Below are 15,648 nucleotides of genomic sequence, written 5' to 3'. Positions count from 1 at the left end.
CCATGAGAAGGCCTCTCGCGATCGATGCGCGCCGCTCTGCTCTGCTCTGCATCGACCTTCAGGAGGAGCATCGGCAAGACCAGCGCCTGCTGGCCGTCGGCTTCGACGGCGTGATCGCCAATGTGGCGCGGCTCCAGCGGGCGGCGCGCCAAAATCGCATTCCCGTCTATCACTTCGCCTACGTCGTCGATTCCGCGGCCGCCCTCCCGCATCATCCGAAACTTCCCGACGGCCGCTCGGCCTTCAGCGACAAGGACGATCCGCTGACGGCGATTTGTCCGGAAGTCGCACCAGTGGACGGGGAACCGCAGATTATCAAGTCGGAGGCCAGCGCCTTCGGCACAGGGCTCGGCGATGCGTTGAAGGCGTCCGGCGTCGAATGGCTTTTTGTCTGCGGCGTCTGGACCGAGGCCTGCGTCGACGCCACGGTCAAGTCGGCGCTGAAGCTCGGCTTTCGTGTCGTGCTGGCAAAGGACGCCTGCGGCAGCGGGTCCGTCGCCATGCATCGGACCGGCATCCTCAATCTTGCCAACCGGCTTTATGGCGGCGCGGTCACCGATACGCGGGGCGCTTGCCGCCTGATGGCCGGAGAAACGATCGACGCCTGGCAGCCTGACCGGCCGGTACCGATGCGTTTCGGCTTCGACGACGCTTCCGAGCTTTACGACGGGCTTTGATCGTCGTCGCTTCGCGTTCAAGATATCCCCGGGGCGCGGGAACGATTTTGCGCACCCAGAGCGTCCCTAGCTCCAAAAATTTGACCGATTGATAAAAAAACAAAACGTGCTAGCGTTTGCGAAATAGCCAGCGACAAGCCAGCTAAGGGGAACTCGCATGCCCGAAGGCCAGTTCAAGGAAGGCATCGCCGGCGGCCGGCTGGCGCCTTCTCAATACGCCGCCAATTTCTCCGACCTGCACCCGCCGCTCGACCATCACGAGGCGCTGGTCGAGGCCGACCGCTGCTATTTCTGCTACGACGCTCCGTGCATGAATGCATGCCCGACGCAGATCGACATTCCGCTGTTCATCCGCGAGATCGCGACCGGCAACCCGATCGGTTCGGCCAAAACCATCTTCGACCAGAACATTCTGGGCGGCATGTGCGCCCGCGTCTGCCCGACCGAGACGCTGTGCGAAGAGGCGTGCGTGCGCGAGGCCGCGGAAGGCAAGCCGGTACAGATCGGCCGCCTGCAGCGCTACGCGACCGACGCGGCGATGGCGGCGGGCAAGCAGTTCTACGGCAGAGCCGAGCCAACCCACAGGAAGATCGCCGTCGTTGGCGCCGGGCCTGCGGGTCTCGCAGCCGCGCACAGGCTCGCCCGCTACGGCCATGACGTCACGATCTTCGAGGCCAAGCCTAAGGCCGGCGGCCTCAACGAATACGGCATCGCTGCCTACAAAAGCACCGACGATTTCGCCCAGGCCGAGGTCGACTATGTCACCGCGATCGGCGGCATCACCATCGAGCACGGCCGCGCGCTTGGGCGCGACGTGCAACTGGCCGACCTGACCGCCGCCTATGACGCCGTGTTTCTTGGCATGGGGCTCGGCGGCGTCAACGCGCTGCGCGCCGAGGGCGAGGATGCCGGCGGCGTCGACAATGCGGTCGAGTTCATCGCCGAGCTGCGCCAGGCGGACGATCTTGGCGGCTTGCCTGTCGGGCGCAGGGTGGTCGTTGTCGGCGGCGGTATGACGGCGATCGACGCCGCGGTGCAGTCGAAGCTGCTCGGAGCCGAGGAGGTGACGATCTGCTACCGCCGCGGCAAGGAGCATATGAACGCATCGGAGTTCGAGCAGGATCTCGCTGCCTCCAAAGGCGTCACCATCCGTCACTGGCTGCAGCCGAAGCGCGTCATCTCGCAGTTCGGCAAGGTCGCGGGCATCGAGCTCGAATACACCCAGATGCAAGACGGCAAGCTGACCGGTCTCGGCCAGACCATCACCATCCCCGCCGATCAGGTGTTCAAGGCGATCGGCCAGACATTCGTCGGTGACCATCTCAACGGCAGCGGCGCCTCGATCGCGATGCGGAACGGCCGCATCGAGGTCGATGCAGAGGGCCGCACTTCGAACCCGAAAATCTGGGCCGGGGGCGACTGCGTCGCCGACGCGCGCGAGGACCTGACGGTCGCGGCGGTCGCGGCGGGCCGCGACGCGGCGGAGAGTATCCACTGGGTTCTGGCTGGAGCGCGCTAGAATGTCCAACGTCGTGAAATTCGTTGGAGTTTTTGGCACAGGTCTATTGTTGTTTTCTACCAACGCATCGGCGATGCATCGCGTGAGCGAGTTCTTTAACGAACCGGAACTTGCCGCAGGGAAACTATTTTCACCTATGCTCGGATGCGAGAACGGGAATCTTATCTCTGGTGGCTACTACCTCGATATCCCGCCGGATAACCCTGCTGCGTTGGTTGTATCGGCAAGCTATCCGTTTAGCGACCATGTGTGGCAGGTCGTTGTCCGAAACATTTCGAGCGAGCCTGTAGCGGTTCAAATCACAATCGTTGTCATCTGTAGTTAGCGGAGAGAATCCATGGCAGACATCCGCAACAATTTCGTCGGCATCAAGTCGCCCAACCCGTTCTGGCTGGCGTCGGCGCCGCCAACCGACAAGGCCTACAACGTCATCCGCGCCTTCAAGGCTGGCTGGGGCGGCGTCGTCTGGAAGACGCTTGGCGAGGAAGGCCCTCCCGTCGTCAACGTCAACGGTCCGCGTTACGGCGCGATCTGGGGCGCGGACAGGCGTTTGCTCGGGCTCAACAACATCGAGCTGATCACCGACCGCGCCCTGCAGATCAATTTGCAGGAGATCAAGCAGGTCAAGCTGAACTGGCCGGACCGCGCCGTCGTCGTCTCGCTGATGGTGCCCTGCGAAGAACAAGCCTGGAAGGCGATCCTGCCGGTGGTGGAAGAGACCGGCGCCGACGGAATCGAGCTCAATTTCGGCTGCCCGCACGGAATGTCGGAGCGCGGCATGGGCGCCGCTGTCGGCCAGGTGCCTGAGTACATCGAGATGGTGGTGCGCTGGTGCAAGGCGAACACCCGCATGCCTGTGATCACCAAGCTTACTCCCAACATCACCGACATCCGCAAGCCCGCGCGCGCGGCGCACGCCGGCGGCACGGATGCCGTCTCGCTGATCAACACGATCAACTCGATCACCGCGGTCAACCTCGACACCTTCTCGCCCGAGCCTTCGATCGACGGCAAGGGCACGCATGGCGGCTATTGCGGCCCGGCGGTGAAGCCGATCGCGATGAACATGGTCGCCGAGATCGCGCGTGACCCCGAAACGCAAGGGCTGCCGATCTCGGCGATCGGCGGCATCACCACCTGGCGCGACGCGGCCGAATTCATGGCGCTCGGCGCCGGCAACGCGCAGGTCTGCACGGCGGCGATGACCTACGGCTTCAAGATCGTGCAGGAGATGATCTCGGGCCTGCAGAACTGGATGGACGAGAAGGGCCACCGTTCGCTCGACGACATCGTCGGACGCGCGACCCCCAACGTCACCGACTGGCAATATCTCAACCTCAACTATGTGGCCAAGGCTCGCATCGACCAAGACGCCTGCATCAAGTGCGGCCGCTGCCACATCGCCTGCGAGGACACATCGCACCAGGCGATCACCAATATGGTCGATGGTGTCAGGCACTTCGAGGTGATGGAGGACGAGTGCGTCGGCTGCAATCTCTGCGTCAACGTCTGCCCGGTCGAGAACTGCATCAGCATGGTGCCGCTCGCCGCCGGCGTGATCGACCAGCGCACCAAGCAGCCAGTTTCGCCCGTCTACGCCAACTGGACGCAGCACCCCAACAATCCGGCTGCGAGGCAGGCCGCGGAGTAAGTTTTTGGCTGAAGGCCGCCCATCAATGGGCGGCCTCCAACACGTTCGCCGTGCGCTGACCTTGGCATAAAGAGTCACGCCCGGCCTCGCGGGTTGAATCCACCTGTGGTCGTACGGTGCTATGATGGCGACTGGACCGGCTGGATTGGCGATGGAGCTGGCGTGGAATTTCCCTCTTCTAAGGGCTACAGCGGCTTTTCATCGACGCTGCCGCTCCCTTCGTCGGGAACCGGTTGACGGCGATGGCGTCCCACTTTCAACGACGAGCGGAACCCGCTATCCCGATGGTCGGCCTGAAGGGAAGCGGAATGGCGACGACAGCACTTTTGATGATCATCGGCCGCGTGGTGTTCGGCGGCTTCTTTCTGATCGCGGGAATCCGCAACTTCCTGCGTTTCGGCGAGCGCAGGGAGATGCGGACAAACTACGGCTGGGTGCTGCCGGCGCCGATCCTGGCGGTAGGCTTCGCCATCCAGCTCGTTTGCGGGCTGGCGCTCGTCCTCGGCATATGGATCGTGCCGGCCACCATCGCGTTGATCGTGTTCCTGTTCGCTGCAACGCCGCTCTACCACAACCCCTTCCAGTTCCAGGGCAAGGAGCGCGATCCGCACCTCTATCTGACGCTGGTCAACATCACGCTGGCGGCCGGATTGTTGCAGATCATCGCAGATTCGATGTGAACCGCAGGACAAGCGACATCCCGGTGCCGCGTCCCTGCTCGCGCCGATTTGTTCAGGAAGACTATGTCCCGCTGCCCTGAACGCCGGAAAAGCTCTAAAACCGTTTGACTAGCCGCATTCGCGCCGACAGAACGGGCGGAAGACTTTTCGAGGTCCAAGCTTGCCGCACGATGTGAACCTGGTAGGGACGATTGCCGTCGGCTTCGTGCTGGCGTCTATCTTCGGCTATCTGGCGGACCGCCTTCGGCTGCCGGCCCTGGTCGGCTATCTCGTCGCCGGCATCTTCCTCGGACCGTTCACGCCGGGTTTCGTGGCCGATGCGGCGATGGCGGGACAACTGGCCGAGATCGGCATCATTCTCCTGATGTTCGGGGTCGGACTGCATTTCTCGGCTTCCGATCTGCTGGCGGTGCGCGGAGTGGTCGTCGCGGGAGCGCTGGGCCAGATCCTGCTTGCGACGCTACTCGGCCTCGGCCTCAGTTCGCTATGGGGCTGGAACGTCGGCCACGGCATCGTCTTCGGCCTGTGCGTTTCGGTGGCGAGCACGGTTGTGCTGCTCAAGGCGCTCGAGGAGCGCAACCTCATGGACACGATCCAGGGGCGCGTCGCGGTCGGATGGCTGATCGTCGAGGATCTCGCGATGGTTCTGGCGCTGGTCCTGCTGCCGGCCTTCGCGGTAAGCATGGGCGGGCATGCCGGACCCGGAAGCACGTCGTTCACGCCGCCGATCGGCATCACCATCCTTCTCACGCTCGCGAAGCTCGCCGGTTTCGCCCTGATCGCTGCCCTGATCGGGCCGAGAGTCGTGCCCTGGATCCTGATCAAGGTCGCGCGCACCGGCTCGCGCGAGCTCTTCACGCTCGCCGTGCTGGCGCTGGCGCTCGGCATCGCCCTGGGCTCGGCGGCGGCTTTCGGCGTGTCCTTCGCGCTCGGCGCCTTCTTCGCCGGCGTGATCATGGCCGAGTCACCGCTCAGCCATCGCGCCGCCGCCAATTCCCTGCCGCTGCAGGATGCCTTCTCGGTGCTGTTCTTCGTTTCGATCGGCATGCTGTTCGACCCCACCATCCTTGTCGAGAAGCCTCTCTCGGTGCTCGCGGTGCTCGCGGTGATCGTTCTTGGCAAGCCGATCAACGCATTGCTCATCGTTCTCGCGCTGCGCTACCCGGCGCGGCTGGCGATCGGCATGGCGGCGACCATCGCGCAGATCGGCGAGTTCTCCTTCATCCTCGCCGGTCTCGGTGCAACCTACGGACTGGTGACCAAGGAGGGCCAGAGCCTGATCCTGGCCGCCGCTTTGCTGGCCATCACCCTCAATCCGCTTGCCTTTGCGGCGGCCGATAGGCTCGAGCGGTGGATCAGCCGCCGCTTCCCGCAATGGTCGGCGGAATACGGCAGGCGGCGTGAGCGTCTGCTTGCGGTCGAACTCGATCGCATCCGGGCGCAGAACGAAAAGCGCGAACACGAGCAGGCCCGCAAGATCACGGAATTCCTCGAGACCTTCCCGCTGTTCAAGGCGATCAACGTCGAAGACCAGGAGGAACTGCTCCTGCTCTTCGCACCGAAGACCGCTTCTCCGGGCGATCGCGTCGTGCGCGTGGGCGAGAAGGGCGATGCGATGTATTTCGTCGTGTCGGGAACCGTCGAGGTGAAAGTCAACGGCGCCGCCTTGCAGCTGACGGCCGGTGCGTTCTTCGGCGAGATGGCGCTGCTTACCGGAGGGCCGCGCACGGCCGACGTGACGGCTGTCGACTACTGCAACTTCCTCACTCTGTCGTCGCGCGATTTCAGGATGTTCATGTCGCGGCATCCGGCCGTGCGGGCCGCGGTGCAGGCGATGGCGGAAGAGCGGCTTGCCATGAACCGCGCCGCCGCGGACGTTCACGAGCATGCCGACGGCCGGCTGGATCGGGGCGCCGCCGCGACGGACCGCTAGCAGAACAAGGGCTTTGCCCGTCGATGCACTACGGCCTTGGCCGAAGCCCGTCGAGGAACAACTGCTCCAGGAAACGCGCCGCGTCCTCGAAGCGGCCTTCGCCGCCGCGGTCGGGGCCAAGCACGGCGCGCACCTGCACGTCGAAATCGGCATAATGCTGCGTCGTCGCCCAGATGGAGAAGATGAGGTGCCAGGGGTCGGTGCGTGCGATCTTGCCGTCGCGCATCCAGCCTTTGATCACCTCCGCCTTCTCGTCGACCAGCGTCCTCAATTCGCCTTCCAGCAGCGACATGATGCGCGGCGCGCCCTGCAGGATCTCATTGGCGAAGAGCCGGCTCTCGCGCGGATAGTCGCGCGCCATCTCCAGCTTGCGGCGGATGTAGCTCCGGAGTTCGGTCAGGGGGTCGCCGACATTGTCGAACTCGCGCAGCGGCGCCAGCCAGGTGTCGAGCAGCCGCTGCATCAGCGCCCTGTGGATGTCCTCCTTGCGCCGGAAATAATAGAGCAGATTCGGCTTCGACATGCCGGCGGCCTCGGCGATCTGGTCGATGGTCGAGCCGCGAAACCCGTGCGCGGAGAAGACTTCGAGCGCCGCTTCCAGGATGAGCTCGCGCTTCTCCTGCTGGATGCGGGTGCGCCTCGGGGTCGCCGCCGAGGCGGTCACGCGCCGGGCCGCTGAAAAAGTCTCTGGCCCAATCCTCTGGACCAGTTTTTGCTGGCCTGTGGAGCGCGTTCCGCGAGGCTCATTTCGGCTATCAGTCCCCTTGACCGCCTCTTTGGCGGTGCTAACGTTTGTCCAATCGGTCAAAAATCTGAGTAGCACAAAAACGCCGCCCGGACCAAGCGTTGGCATCAGCGCAACCACTCGAAAGGAAAGCTTGGTCATGTCGAACCGGCTGAAAGTCACGCCGAACGATCTCAGCGCATTCTGGATGCCGTTCACGGCAAACCGCCAGTTCAAGCAGGCGCCGCGCATGCTGGCCGCCGCCAAGGACATGCACTACACGACGACCGACGGTAGAAAGATCCTCGACGGCACCGCGGGCCTCTGGTGCGTCAATGCGGGCCATTGCCGGCCCAAGATCACCGAAGCGATCCAGCACCAGGCGGCCGAACTCGATTATGCGCCGGCCTTCCAGATGGGCCATCCGATCGTGTTCGAGCTGTCGAACAGGCTCGTCGATCTCGCCCCGGCAGGCATGGACCATGTTTTCTATACCAATTCGGGATCGGAATCGGTCGACACCGCGCTCAAGATCGCGCTCGCCTACCATCGCGCCAAGGGCGACGGGTCACGCACCCGCCTGATCGGCCGCGAGCGCGGCTATCACGGTGTAAACTTCGGCGGCATTTCGGTCGGCGGCATCGTTACCAACCGCAAGATGTTCGGCACGCTTCTCGCCGGCGTCGACCACATGCCGCACACGCATCTGCCGGACAAGAACGCGTTCACCCGCGGCGAGCCGGAGCATGGCGCGGAGCTGGCCAACGAACTTGAGCGCATCGTCGCGCTGCACGACGCCTCGACGATCGCTGCCGTCATCGTCGAGCCGGTCGCCGGTTCTACGGGCGTGCTCATCCCGCCGAAGGGCTATCTCAAGAAGCTGCGCGAAATCTGCACGAAGCACGGCATCCTGCTGATTTTCGACGAGGTCATTACCGGCTTCGGCCGTCTCGGCACGCCGTTCGCCTCGGACTATTTCGGCGTCGTGCCGGACATCATGACGACGGCGAAGGGTGTCACCAACGGCGTCATCCCGATGGGCGCGGTGTTCGTGAAGAAGGAAATCCACGACGCCTTCATGTCGGGGCCGGAGCATGTGATCGAGTTCTTCCACGGCTATACCTATTCCGGCAATCCGATCGCCTGCGCGGCAGCGCTCGGCACGCTCGACACCTACAAGGAAGAGGGGTTGCTGACGCGCGGCGCCGAACTCGCCCCGTACTGGGAAGATGCGCTGCATTCGCTGAAGGGCGAGCCGAATGTCATCGATATCAGAAACATCGGCCTTATCGGCGCAATCGAACTCCAGCCGATCGCCGGCAGCCCGACCAAGCGCGCCTTCTCTGCCTTCGTGAAAGCGTTCGAGAAGGGCGCGCTGATCCGCACGACGGGCGACATCATCGCGCTGTCGCCCCCGCTGATCATCACCAAGGGCCAGATCAACGAACTGATCGACCACGTCCGCGACGTGCTGCGGGCGGTGGACTAGCCATAGAAGTCAAGGAAAACAGCATGGCCGCTCCCGGCGAAAATCTGCGAATCAATTCAGACCGTTTGTGGGATTCGCTGATGGATATGGCGAAGATCGGCCCCGGCATCGCCGGGGGCAACAATCGCCAGACGCTGACCGACGAGGACGGCGAGGGGCGGCGTCTGTTCCAGAAATGGTGCGAGGCGGCCGGGCTCACTATGGGAGTCGACCAGATGGGGACGATGTTTGCCCGCCGCGAGGGCACGGACCCGCAGGCGCTGCCGGTCTATGTCGGCAGCCATCTCGATACGCAGCCGACCGGGGGCAAGTTCGACGGCGTGCTCGGCGTTCTGGGTGGCCTCGAAATCATCCGCACGCTGAACGACCTCGACATCAAGACCAAGCACCCGATCGTCGTCACCAACTGGACGAACGAGGAGGGCACCCGCTACGCGCCGGCCATGCTCGCCTCGGGCGTCTTTGCCGGGGTGCATACGCAGGAATACGCCTACGCGCGCCAGGACAAGGAAGGAAAACGGTTCGGCGACGAGCTTGAGCGCATCGGCTGGAAGGGCGACGAGCCGGTCGGCCAGCGCAAGATGAAGGCCTTCTTCGAGCTGCATATCGAGCAAGGCCCCATTCTCGAGGACGAGGGCATCGACATCGGCGTGGTAACACATGGCCAGGGACTGAAATGGCTGCAGGTAACGCTGACCGGCAGAGAGGCCCACACCGGTTCGACGCCGATGCCGAAGCGGCGTAACGCCGGCCTCGGCATGGCGCGCGTCATCGAGCTGGTGCACGAGGTGGCGATGGACTACCAGCCGGACGCCGTCGGGGCGGTTGGCCACATGGAGGTCTATCCGAACTCGCGCAACATCATCGCCGGCCGCACCGTCTTCACCATCGATATCCGCTCGCCGGAGAAGCAGGTGCTTGACGCCATGGACGGGCGCATCCGCGAGGGTATCGCCACGATCTGCGAGGCGCTCGACATCAAGTTCGAGATCGAGCAGGTCGGCCATTTCGATCCGGTCACCTTCGACACGGGCTGCGTCAAGGCGATCCGCGACGCCGCCGAGCGGCTCGGCTATTCGCACCGCAACATCGTGTCGGGCGCCGGGCACGACGCCTGCTGGATCAACCGCGTCGCGCCGACCGCCATGGTCATGTGCCCCTGCGTCGACGGCCTGTCGCACAACGAGGCCGAGGAGATTTTCCCGGAATGGGCGGCCGCCGGCTGCGACGTGCTGTTCCATGCGGTGGTGGAAACCGCAATCATCACGGATTGACGGCGTAAGGGGGCCGGATGGACGTCGAGGGGCTGCTTCAAAGCGTCATCCGCTTCTCGAACTTCATGACGTCGCGCCTGATCGTTGCCGGCGTCGTCTTCTATGTCGCCTCGGGCTTCACCGACATCGGCAGCGCGTCGGAGGGCTTTCTCCCCGACATGGAACTGATCAACCAGGTCGTCGAGAACTACCAGAACATATTCGACGTCCTCGGTGTCTCCGACTTCGCGCTGCTGCTCATCCTCTTCGTCTTCCTCACCACTATCCACATCATCTACGTCGCGTTCGAACGGATCGGCCGCTACATACCGCCGGCCATCGTGCCGCTATCCGGCTGGGCGGCGATCGACGACGTGACGCGCAGCGCCTTCGATGTGCTGCGCGCCGCGCGCGGGGAGGAACACACCGACGAGGAAAACCAGCGCCTCTACGAATTCAAGAAGAAGCTTCGCGATATCGAGCAGGAAATCGACGCCCGCAACGGAGGAGAACTCGCCGGCGAGGAGGCCGCTTTCCACATCGCCAAGACCTTCATTCTGTTTTCGCTCGGGGCGTGGGTCTATGCGGTGGTCTCGGGAGCCTACACCGGCGACAGGAACATCTTGCTCGTCATCCTGGCGCTTTCGGTCCTGACGGCGCTCTATACCGCCTTCGCGATGTTCCGCATCAACTACTCGCGGATCGAGAATCTGCACGAGGACCTTGTGGGTCAGTTCATGGGTTTCGCGCATATCTGGGCCAGCGAGGAACACCAGAAAAGCATCGCGCAGGCATGCACTCCGTCCCGCGAATTGAGGCCGGCGACATTCGCCGTCCTGGTGCCGGTCTATGGCACGCTCGACCTCTTGATGGAGGACTGGCGCAGGTGGCGCCGGAAACAGTGGCGCGGTCGGGCATGAGCGGTGTTCGACGACTTGTCCTGGCTGCCGTCCTGATGTCCGCCACGGTCGGGGCGACATCAGCCGAACTCGACATTGCGGGCGATTACGGCAACGAAGCGGGCTGCCGCTACGCCATTACGAATGACTACAGCGAGGAAGACATGCTGCTTCTGACGCCGCGGGATGTCGGCACCCACGTCACGCTGTGCAGCTTCGTGCAGGTCTATCCCGCCGAAGCGGACAGCCAGGTCATGGTCGTCACCTGCGGGCACGAGGGCGATGAAACGACGACGCTTGGCCTGATGCGTGTGCAAAAGAGCCCGGATGGCGTGGACGCCTATCTCGTCTTCGACCAAGATGGGACGATGTGGGGCAAGGCCGGGCGGTGCAGATGACAGTGATGGAAGCCACGGCGCGGGCGGGTACCCCCGTCGTCGAAGCCAAGGGACTTGGTCTGACCTTCCGGACCAATGACGGGCCGGTACAGGCGCTGACCGATGTCAGCCTGACGATCGGCAAGGGCGAGTTCGTCTCCTTCATCGGGCCGTCGGGTTGCGGCAAGACGACGTTCCTGCGCGTCATCGCCGATCTCGAGAAGCCAACCGAAGGCACGATCTCGGTCAACGGCATGACCCCGGAACAGGCGCGCGAAAGTCGTGCCTACGGCTATGTGTTCCAGGCTGCGGCGCTGTTTCCCTGGCGCACGATCGACCGCAACGTCGCCCTGCCGCTGGAGATCATGGGGATTCCCGCGGCGGAGCAGAAGGCGCGCATCCGCCGTGTCATGGACCTCGTCAACCTCACCGGCTTCGAGAACAAATATCCATGGCAGCTCTCGGGCGGCATGCAGCAGCGCGCCTCGATCGCGCGCGCACTTGCCTTCGACGCCGATCTCCTGCTGATGGACGAGCCCTTCGGCGCGCTGGACGAGATCGTGCGCGACCACCTCAACAAGCAGCTCCTGGAACTCTGGGCGCGCACCGACAAGACGATCTGCTTCGTCACGCATTCGATCCCGGAGGCGGTCTATCTCTCGACCCGCATCGTGGTGATGTCGCCGCGGCCCGGCCGGGTCACCGACGTCATCGAATCGACGCTGCCCAACGAGCGCCCGCTGCACATCCGCGAGACGGCCGAGTTCCTGGCCATCGCCCACCGCGTCCGCGAGGGCCTGCATGCAGGGCACAGCTATGAGGATTGAGGAGGCCTGATGGATCGCGCCCGCGACAGGATCGTCCCCGTGCTCGCCATCCTGGCGGGGCTGGTGGTCGTCTGGTATATCGCGGCGGTGCTGCTCAACGCGCCGTTCCAGCGCGATCTCGACAGGCGCGCCGGCGAGGCGCCTGATACCGTCGCGTTCATCGCCAAGACGCTGTCCCAGCCGAAGCCCACCATGCCCGCCCCGCACCAGGTCGCGGCCAATTTCTTCGAGAACACGTTCCTCAGAAAAATCACCAGCAACCGCAGCCTGGTCTATCACGCTTGGGTCACACTCTCTTCGACGCTCATGGGTTTCGCCTTCGGCACCGCGCTCGGGGTGCTGATTGCGGTCGGCATCGTCCATTTCACCTCGCTCGACCGCAGCCTGATGCCCTGGCTCATCGCCTCGCAGACCATCCCCATCCTCGCCATCGCGCCGATGGTGATCGTCGTCTTCGCGGCGATCGGCGTCACCGGCATCATCCCGAAATCGCTGATCTCGACCTATCTTTCCTTTTTCCCCGTCGCGGTCGGCATGGTGAAGGGGCTGCGTTCGCCGGAGATCACCCATCTCGACCTGATGCACACGTATAATGCCAGCGCGTCGCAGACATTCTGGAAGCTGCGCGTGCCGGCTTCCACGCCGTTCCTCTTCGCCTCGATGAAGGTCGCTGTGGCGGCGAGCCTGGTTGGAGCCATCGTCGCCGAACTGCCGACCGGCGCGGTGGCCGGCATCGGCGCCAAGCTGCTCTCGGCATCCTACTACAGCCAGACCATCGACATGTGGTCGGCGCTGGTCGCTGGTTCCATTGTGGCGGCTCTGCTGGTGACTCTGGTCGGACAGATCGGACGCCTCGTAGACCGTTCCATGGGAGCCAGGCCCGCATGAGCCGTTTTCATCCCTCATGGCAGGCTCTTGCAGCGCTGGCGCTGGTTGTCCTGGCCAGTCTTCTAGGACCGATGACTCGTCCGGAGGCGCCTGCCGATGCGGTGGCGGCCATCGACTATGGCTGTCCCGCCGCGCACAGCCTCATGATCTGGCTGCTCGGCCTGGCCGCCCTGGTTTCGATGCTCAGCCTGCCGCGCCTGGCCGAGGCGGCGCTCCTGTTCCTAGCGGCGCATGGCGTCGCCGCGTTGCTGGTCACGGGAATCGCGGGTTTCGAGGGCACTGCGGCGACGCCGTATTACCTGATCCTTGCCGCGGCCTGGCTGCTCGCCTGGCGCTGCGTGACGGTGCTTTCGGAACTCAAGCCGGCGGGGCGCGCGGAAAGCATGGTCGTACGCCTGCTCATCCCCGTCGTCTTTGGCGCGTGGATCCTGATCATCTGGGAAACCGTGGTCCGCGGCGCGGGCATTCCCTTCATCCTCTTGCCGCCGCCTTCGGCCATCGGTGTAAAAATTGCGAGTTCGATCCCGACGCTCGCCGCCGACGTCAATCAGACGATATTCAAGGCGGTCATCGCCGGTTACGTCCTCGGCTGCGGCGCGGGTTTCCTGACCGCCATCCTCGCCGATCGAGTATCGTTCCTGCGGCGCGGCCTGCTGCCGATCGGCAACATGGTCTCGGCGCTGCCGATCATCGGCGTCGCGCCGATCATGGTGATGTGGTTCGGCTTCGACTGGCAGTCGAAGGCGGCCGTCGTCACCATCATGACCTTCTTCCCGATGCTGGTGAACACAGTGACCGGCCTTGCCGAATCCGGCCACATGGAGCGCGACCTGATGCGCACCTATGCGTCGAACTACTGGCAGACGTTGTTCAAGCTCAGGCTGCCGGCGGCTGCACCCTTCATCTTCAATGCTTTGAAGATCAACTCAACGCTGGCCTTGATCGGTGCCATCGTTGCCGAATTTTTCGGCACGCCGACCGTCGGCATGGGCTTCCGCATCTCGACTGCCGTCGGACGCATGCAGATCGACATGGTGTGGGCCGAAATCGCTGTTGCGGCGCTCGCAGGTTCGGTCTTCTATGGCCTTATCGCCCTCGCAGAAAGGGCGGCTACGTTTTGGCATCCGTCTGTCCGTGGTGGATAGACGCACTTCAGAGGGTAACAAGATGAAGAAACTGATGGTTTCCATGCTGGCGGGCGCGATGTCGCTTGCCGCATTCCAGGCTTTGGCTGCGGACAAGGTGACGCTGCAGTTGAAGTGGGTCACGCAGGCGCAGTTCGCCGGCTACTACGTCGCCAAGGACAAAGGCTTCTACGAAGAGGAAGGCCTTGACGTCGAGATCAAGCCGGGCGGTCCCGACATCGCTCCCGAGCAGGTGATCGCGGGCGGCGGCGCCGACGTTATCGTTGACTGGATGGGCGGCGCGCTCGCCGCGCGTGACAAGGGTGTCGGCCTCGTCAACATCGCGCAGCCTTTCAAGAAAGCGGGCATGGAGCTCGTCTGCCCGAAGGACGGGCCGGTCAAGACCGAAGCCGACTTCAAGGGCAAGACGCTCGGCGTCTGGTTCTTCGGCAACGAATATCCGTTCTACGCGTGGATGAACAAGATCGGTCTTTCGACCGAAGGCGGAGCCGACGGCGTCACCGTGCTGAAGCAGAGCTTCGACGTGCAGCCGCTGATCCAGAAACAGGCCGACTGCATCTCGGTCATGACCTACAACGAATACTGGCAGCTCATCGACGCCGGCTACAAGCCGGAAGACCTGATCGTCTTCAACTACACCGAGATGGGCAACGACCTCCTGGAAGACGGCCTCTATGCGATGGAAGACAAGCTCAAGGATCCGGCCTTCGAGGAGAAAATGGTCAAGTTCGTCCGCGCCTCGATGAAGGGCTGGAAATACGCCACTGAGAACCCCGACGAGGCAGCCGGCATCGTCGTCGAGAATGGCGGCCAGGACGAGAATCACCAGAAGCGCATGATGGGCGAGGTCGCCAAACTGATCGACAATGCTGACGGCAAGCTGATCGTGCCGGCCTATGAGCGCACCGCCAAGGCCCTGCTCGACCAGAAGATCATCACCAAGGAGCCGTCCGGCGCCTACACGACCGCGATCACCGACAAGGCGATCCAGTAGCGGCTTCGGAATCCTGGGACTGCGAAAGGGGCGGGCAACCGCCCCTTTTTTGCTATCGAGGGAAACTTACCGGCGTGCGCTTCGTTAATGGCGCAGCTGCCGGCAGAACCGTGCGGCTTTGAGAACTAAGGGAGGAATTGACATGCGTACCTTCAGTATCGCGCCGCTTGCGGCTGGCCTCGCAATCTCTATCGCACTGTTCGCCGCATCGCCTGCTGCTGCCGAAATGATGAAAATGTCGGCGACGCTGGACGCCGCCCAGGAAGTGCCGCCGAACGACAGCGCCGGCAAGGGCACGGCCACTGTCAGCTTCGATAGCGACACCAAGAAGCTCGACTGGACGATCGAATATTCCGGCCTTACCGGCGAGGCGACGGCGGCGCATTTCCATGGACCGGCCGCCAAAGGCGGAAATGCAGGCGTGGCGGTACCGATCGAGGACACGAAGAGCGGTGCCAGCGGAACTGCGACGCTGACCGACGCGCAGGCCGCCGACCTGGTGGCCGGCAGGCTCTACATCAACGTCCACACCGCCGCGCATCCGGATGGCGAGATCCGCGGACAGGTCGAAAAGGCGATGTAGTCACGCTGG

At 63.8% G+C, this 15,648-nt stretch carries 16 protein-coding genes; 15 read left to right on the top strand and 1 reads right to left on the bottom strand.

What is annotated here, in order from left to right; all coding sequences use genetic code 11:
- Positions 1-2: 2 nt before the first annotated feature.
- The 6 genes from ABLE71_RS16080 (at position 3) to ABLE71_RS16055 (ending at position 6,460) form a co-directional block, all read left to right on the top strand.
- Complete coding sequence (locus ABLE71_RS16080) at positions 3-677, top strand: isochorismatase family protein (RefSeq protein WP_348784507.1); 675 nt, start codon at positions 3-5, stop codon at positions 675-677.
- A 157-nt stretch (positions 678-834) separates the two neighbouring features.
- Positions 835-2,196 (top strand): NAD(P)-dependent oxidoreductase, encoded by a 1,362-nt coding sequence (locus ABLE71_RS16075; protein ID WP_348784435.1) that lies wholly within the window; start codon positions 835-837, stop codon positions 2,194-2,196.
- 1 nt (position 2,197) lies between these two features.
- Positions 2,198-2,521 carry a hypothetical protein gene (locus ABLE71_RS16070; protein WP_348784434.1) on the top strand — a complete coding sequence of 108 codons (324 nt, stop codon included), beginning with the start codon at positions 2,198-2,200 and terminating at the stop codon, positions 2,519-2,521.
- A gap of 12 nt (positions 2,522-2,533) precedes the next feature.
- Entirely contained in the window at positions 2,534-3,847 is a 1,314-nt protein-coding gene (gene preA / locus ABLE71_RS16065) for an NAD-dependent dihydropyrimidine dehydrogenase subunit PreA (RefSeq protein ID WP_348784433.1), read from the top strand.
- A 308-nt stretch (positions 3,848-4,155) separates the two neighbouring features.
- Positions 4,156-4,527, top strand: a complete 372-nt coding sequence (locus ABLE71_RS16060; protein ID WP_348784432.1) for a DoxX family protein — start codon at positions 4,156-4,158, stop codon at positions 4,525-4,527.
- A gap of 160 nt (positions 4,528-4,687) precedes the next feature.
- Positions 4,688-6,460: a cation:proton antiporter gene (locus tag ABLE71_RS16055; protein WP_348784431.1), complete on the top strand. Its 1,773-nt coding sequence runs from the start codon at positions 4,688-4,690 to the stop codon at positions 6,458-6,460.
- Positions 6,461-6,488: 28 nt separating this feature from the next.
- On the opposite strand, the gene ABLE71_RS16050 is transcribed toward ABLE71_RS16055, so the two are convergent.
- On the bottom strand, positions 6,489-7,124 hold the full coding sequence (locus tag ABLE71_RS16050) for a TetR family transcriptional regulator C-terminal domain-containing protein (protein WP_348784430.1): 636 nt from the start codon (positions 7,122-7,124) through the stop codon (positions 6,489-6,491).
- A gap of 220 nt (positions 7,125-7,344) precedes the next feature.
- Between ABLE71_RS16050 and ABLE71_RS16045 the strand changes: the two genes are divergently transcribed.
- From ABLE71_RS16045 to ABLE71_RS16005, 9 genes are all read left to right on the top strand, one after another.
- A complete protein-coding gene (locus tag ABLE71_RS16045) occupies positions 7,345-8,673 on the top strand; it encodes an aspartate aminotransferase family protein (protein ID WP_348784429.1) in 1,329 nt (442 codons plus the stop codon).
- A 23-nt stretch (positions 8,674-8,696) separates the two neighbouring features.
- Positions 8,697-9,947, top strand: coding sequence for a Zn-dependent hydrolase (locus ABLE71_RS16040; RefSeq protein ID WP_348784428.1), 1,251 nt, complete (start codon positions 8,697-8,699; stop codon positions 9,945-9,947).
- A 17-nt stretch (positions 9,948-9,964) separates the two neighbouring features.
- Positions 9,965-10,846, top strand: coding sequence for a hypothetical protein (locus ABLE71_RS16035; protein WP_348784427.1), 882 nt, complete (start codon positions 9,965-9,967; stop codon positions 10,844-10,846).
- The gene (locus ABLE71_RS16030; RefSeq protein ID WP_348784426.1) at positions 10,843-11,223 is read left to right on the top strand and encodes a hypothetical protein; all 381 of its coding nucleotides are present in this window, start codon (positions 10,843-10,845) and stop codon (positions 11,221-11,223) included. Before ABLE71_RS16035 ends, ABLE71_RS16030 begins: the two co-directional genes overlap by 4 nt.
- Before the next feature lie 5 nt (positions 11,224-11,228).
- Complete coding sequence (locus ABLE71_RS16025) at positions 11,229-12,029, top strand: ABC transporter ATP-binding protein (protein ID WP_348784506.1); 801 nt, start codon at positions 11,229-11,231, stop codon at positions 12,027-12,029.
- Between the two features lie 9 nt (positions 12,030-12,038).
- A complete protein-coding gene (locus ABLE71_RS16020) occupies positions 12,039-12,917 on the top strand; it encodes an ABC transporter permease (RefSeq protein WP_348784425.1) in 879 nt (292 codons plus the stop codon).
- On the top strand, positions 12,914-14,062 hold the full coding sequence (locus ABLE71_RS16015; protein WP_348784424.1) for an ABC transporter permease: 1,149 nt from the start codon (positions 12,914-12,916) through the stop codon (positions 14,060-14,062). The genes ABLE71_RS16020 and ABLE71_RS16015 overlap by 4 nt, the downstream gene beginning before the upstream one ends.
- Before the next feature lie 22 nt (positions 14,063-14,084).
- Complete coding sequence (locus tag ABLE71_RS16010; RefSeq protein WP_348784423.1) at positions 14,085-15,056, top strand: ABC transporter substrate-binding protein; 972 nt, start codon at positions 14,085-14,087, stop codon at positions 15,054-15,056.
- Positions 15,057-15,198: 142 nt separating this feature from the next.
- Positions 15,199-15,639, top strand: coding sequence for a CHRD domain-containing protein (locus tag ABLE71_RS16005; protein WP_348784422.1), 441 nt, complete (start codon positions 15,199-15,201; stop codon positions 15,637-15,639).
- The last annotated feature ends 9 nt before the right edge of the window (positions 15,640-15,648 follow it).

Origin of the sequence: Mesorhizobium sp. KR9-304, assembly GCF_040049215.1 — a bacterium.
Classification (GTDB): domain Bacteria; phylum Pseudomonadota; class Alphaproteobacteria; order Rhizobiales; family Rhizobiaceae; genus Mesorhizobium_K.
The sequence above is the reverse complement of the archived record's forward strand: the minus strand, read 5'-3'. Positions and strand labels throughout refer to the sequence as shown.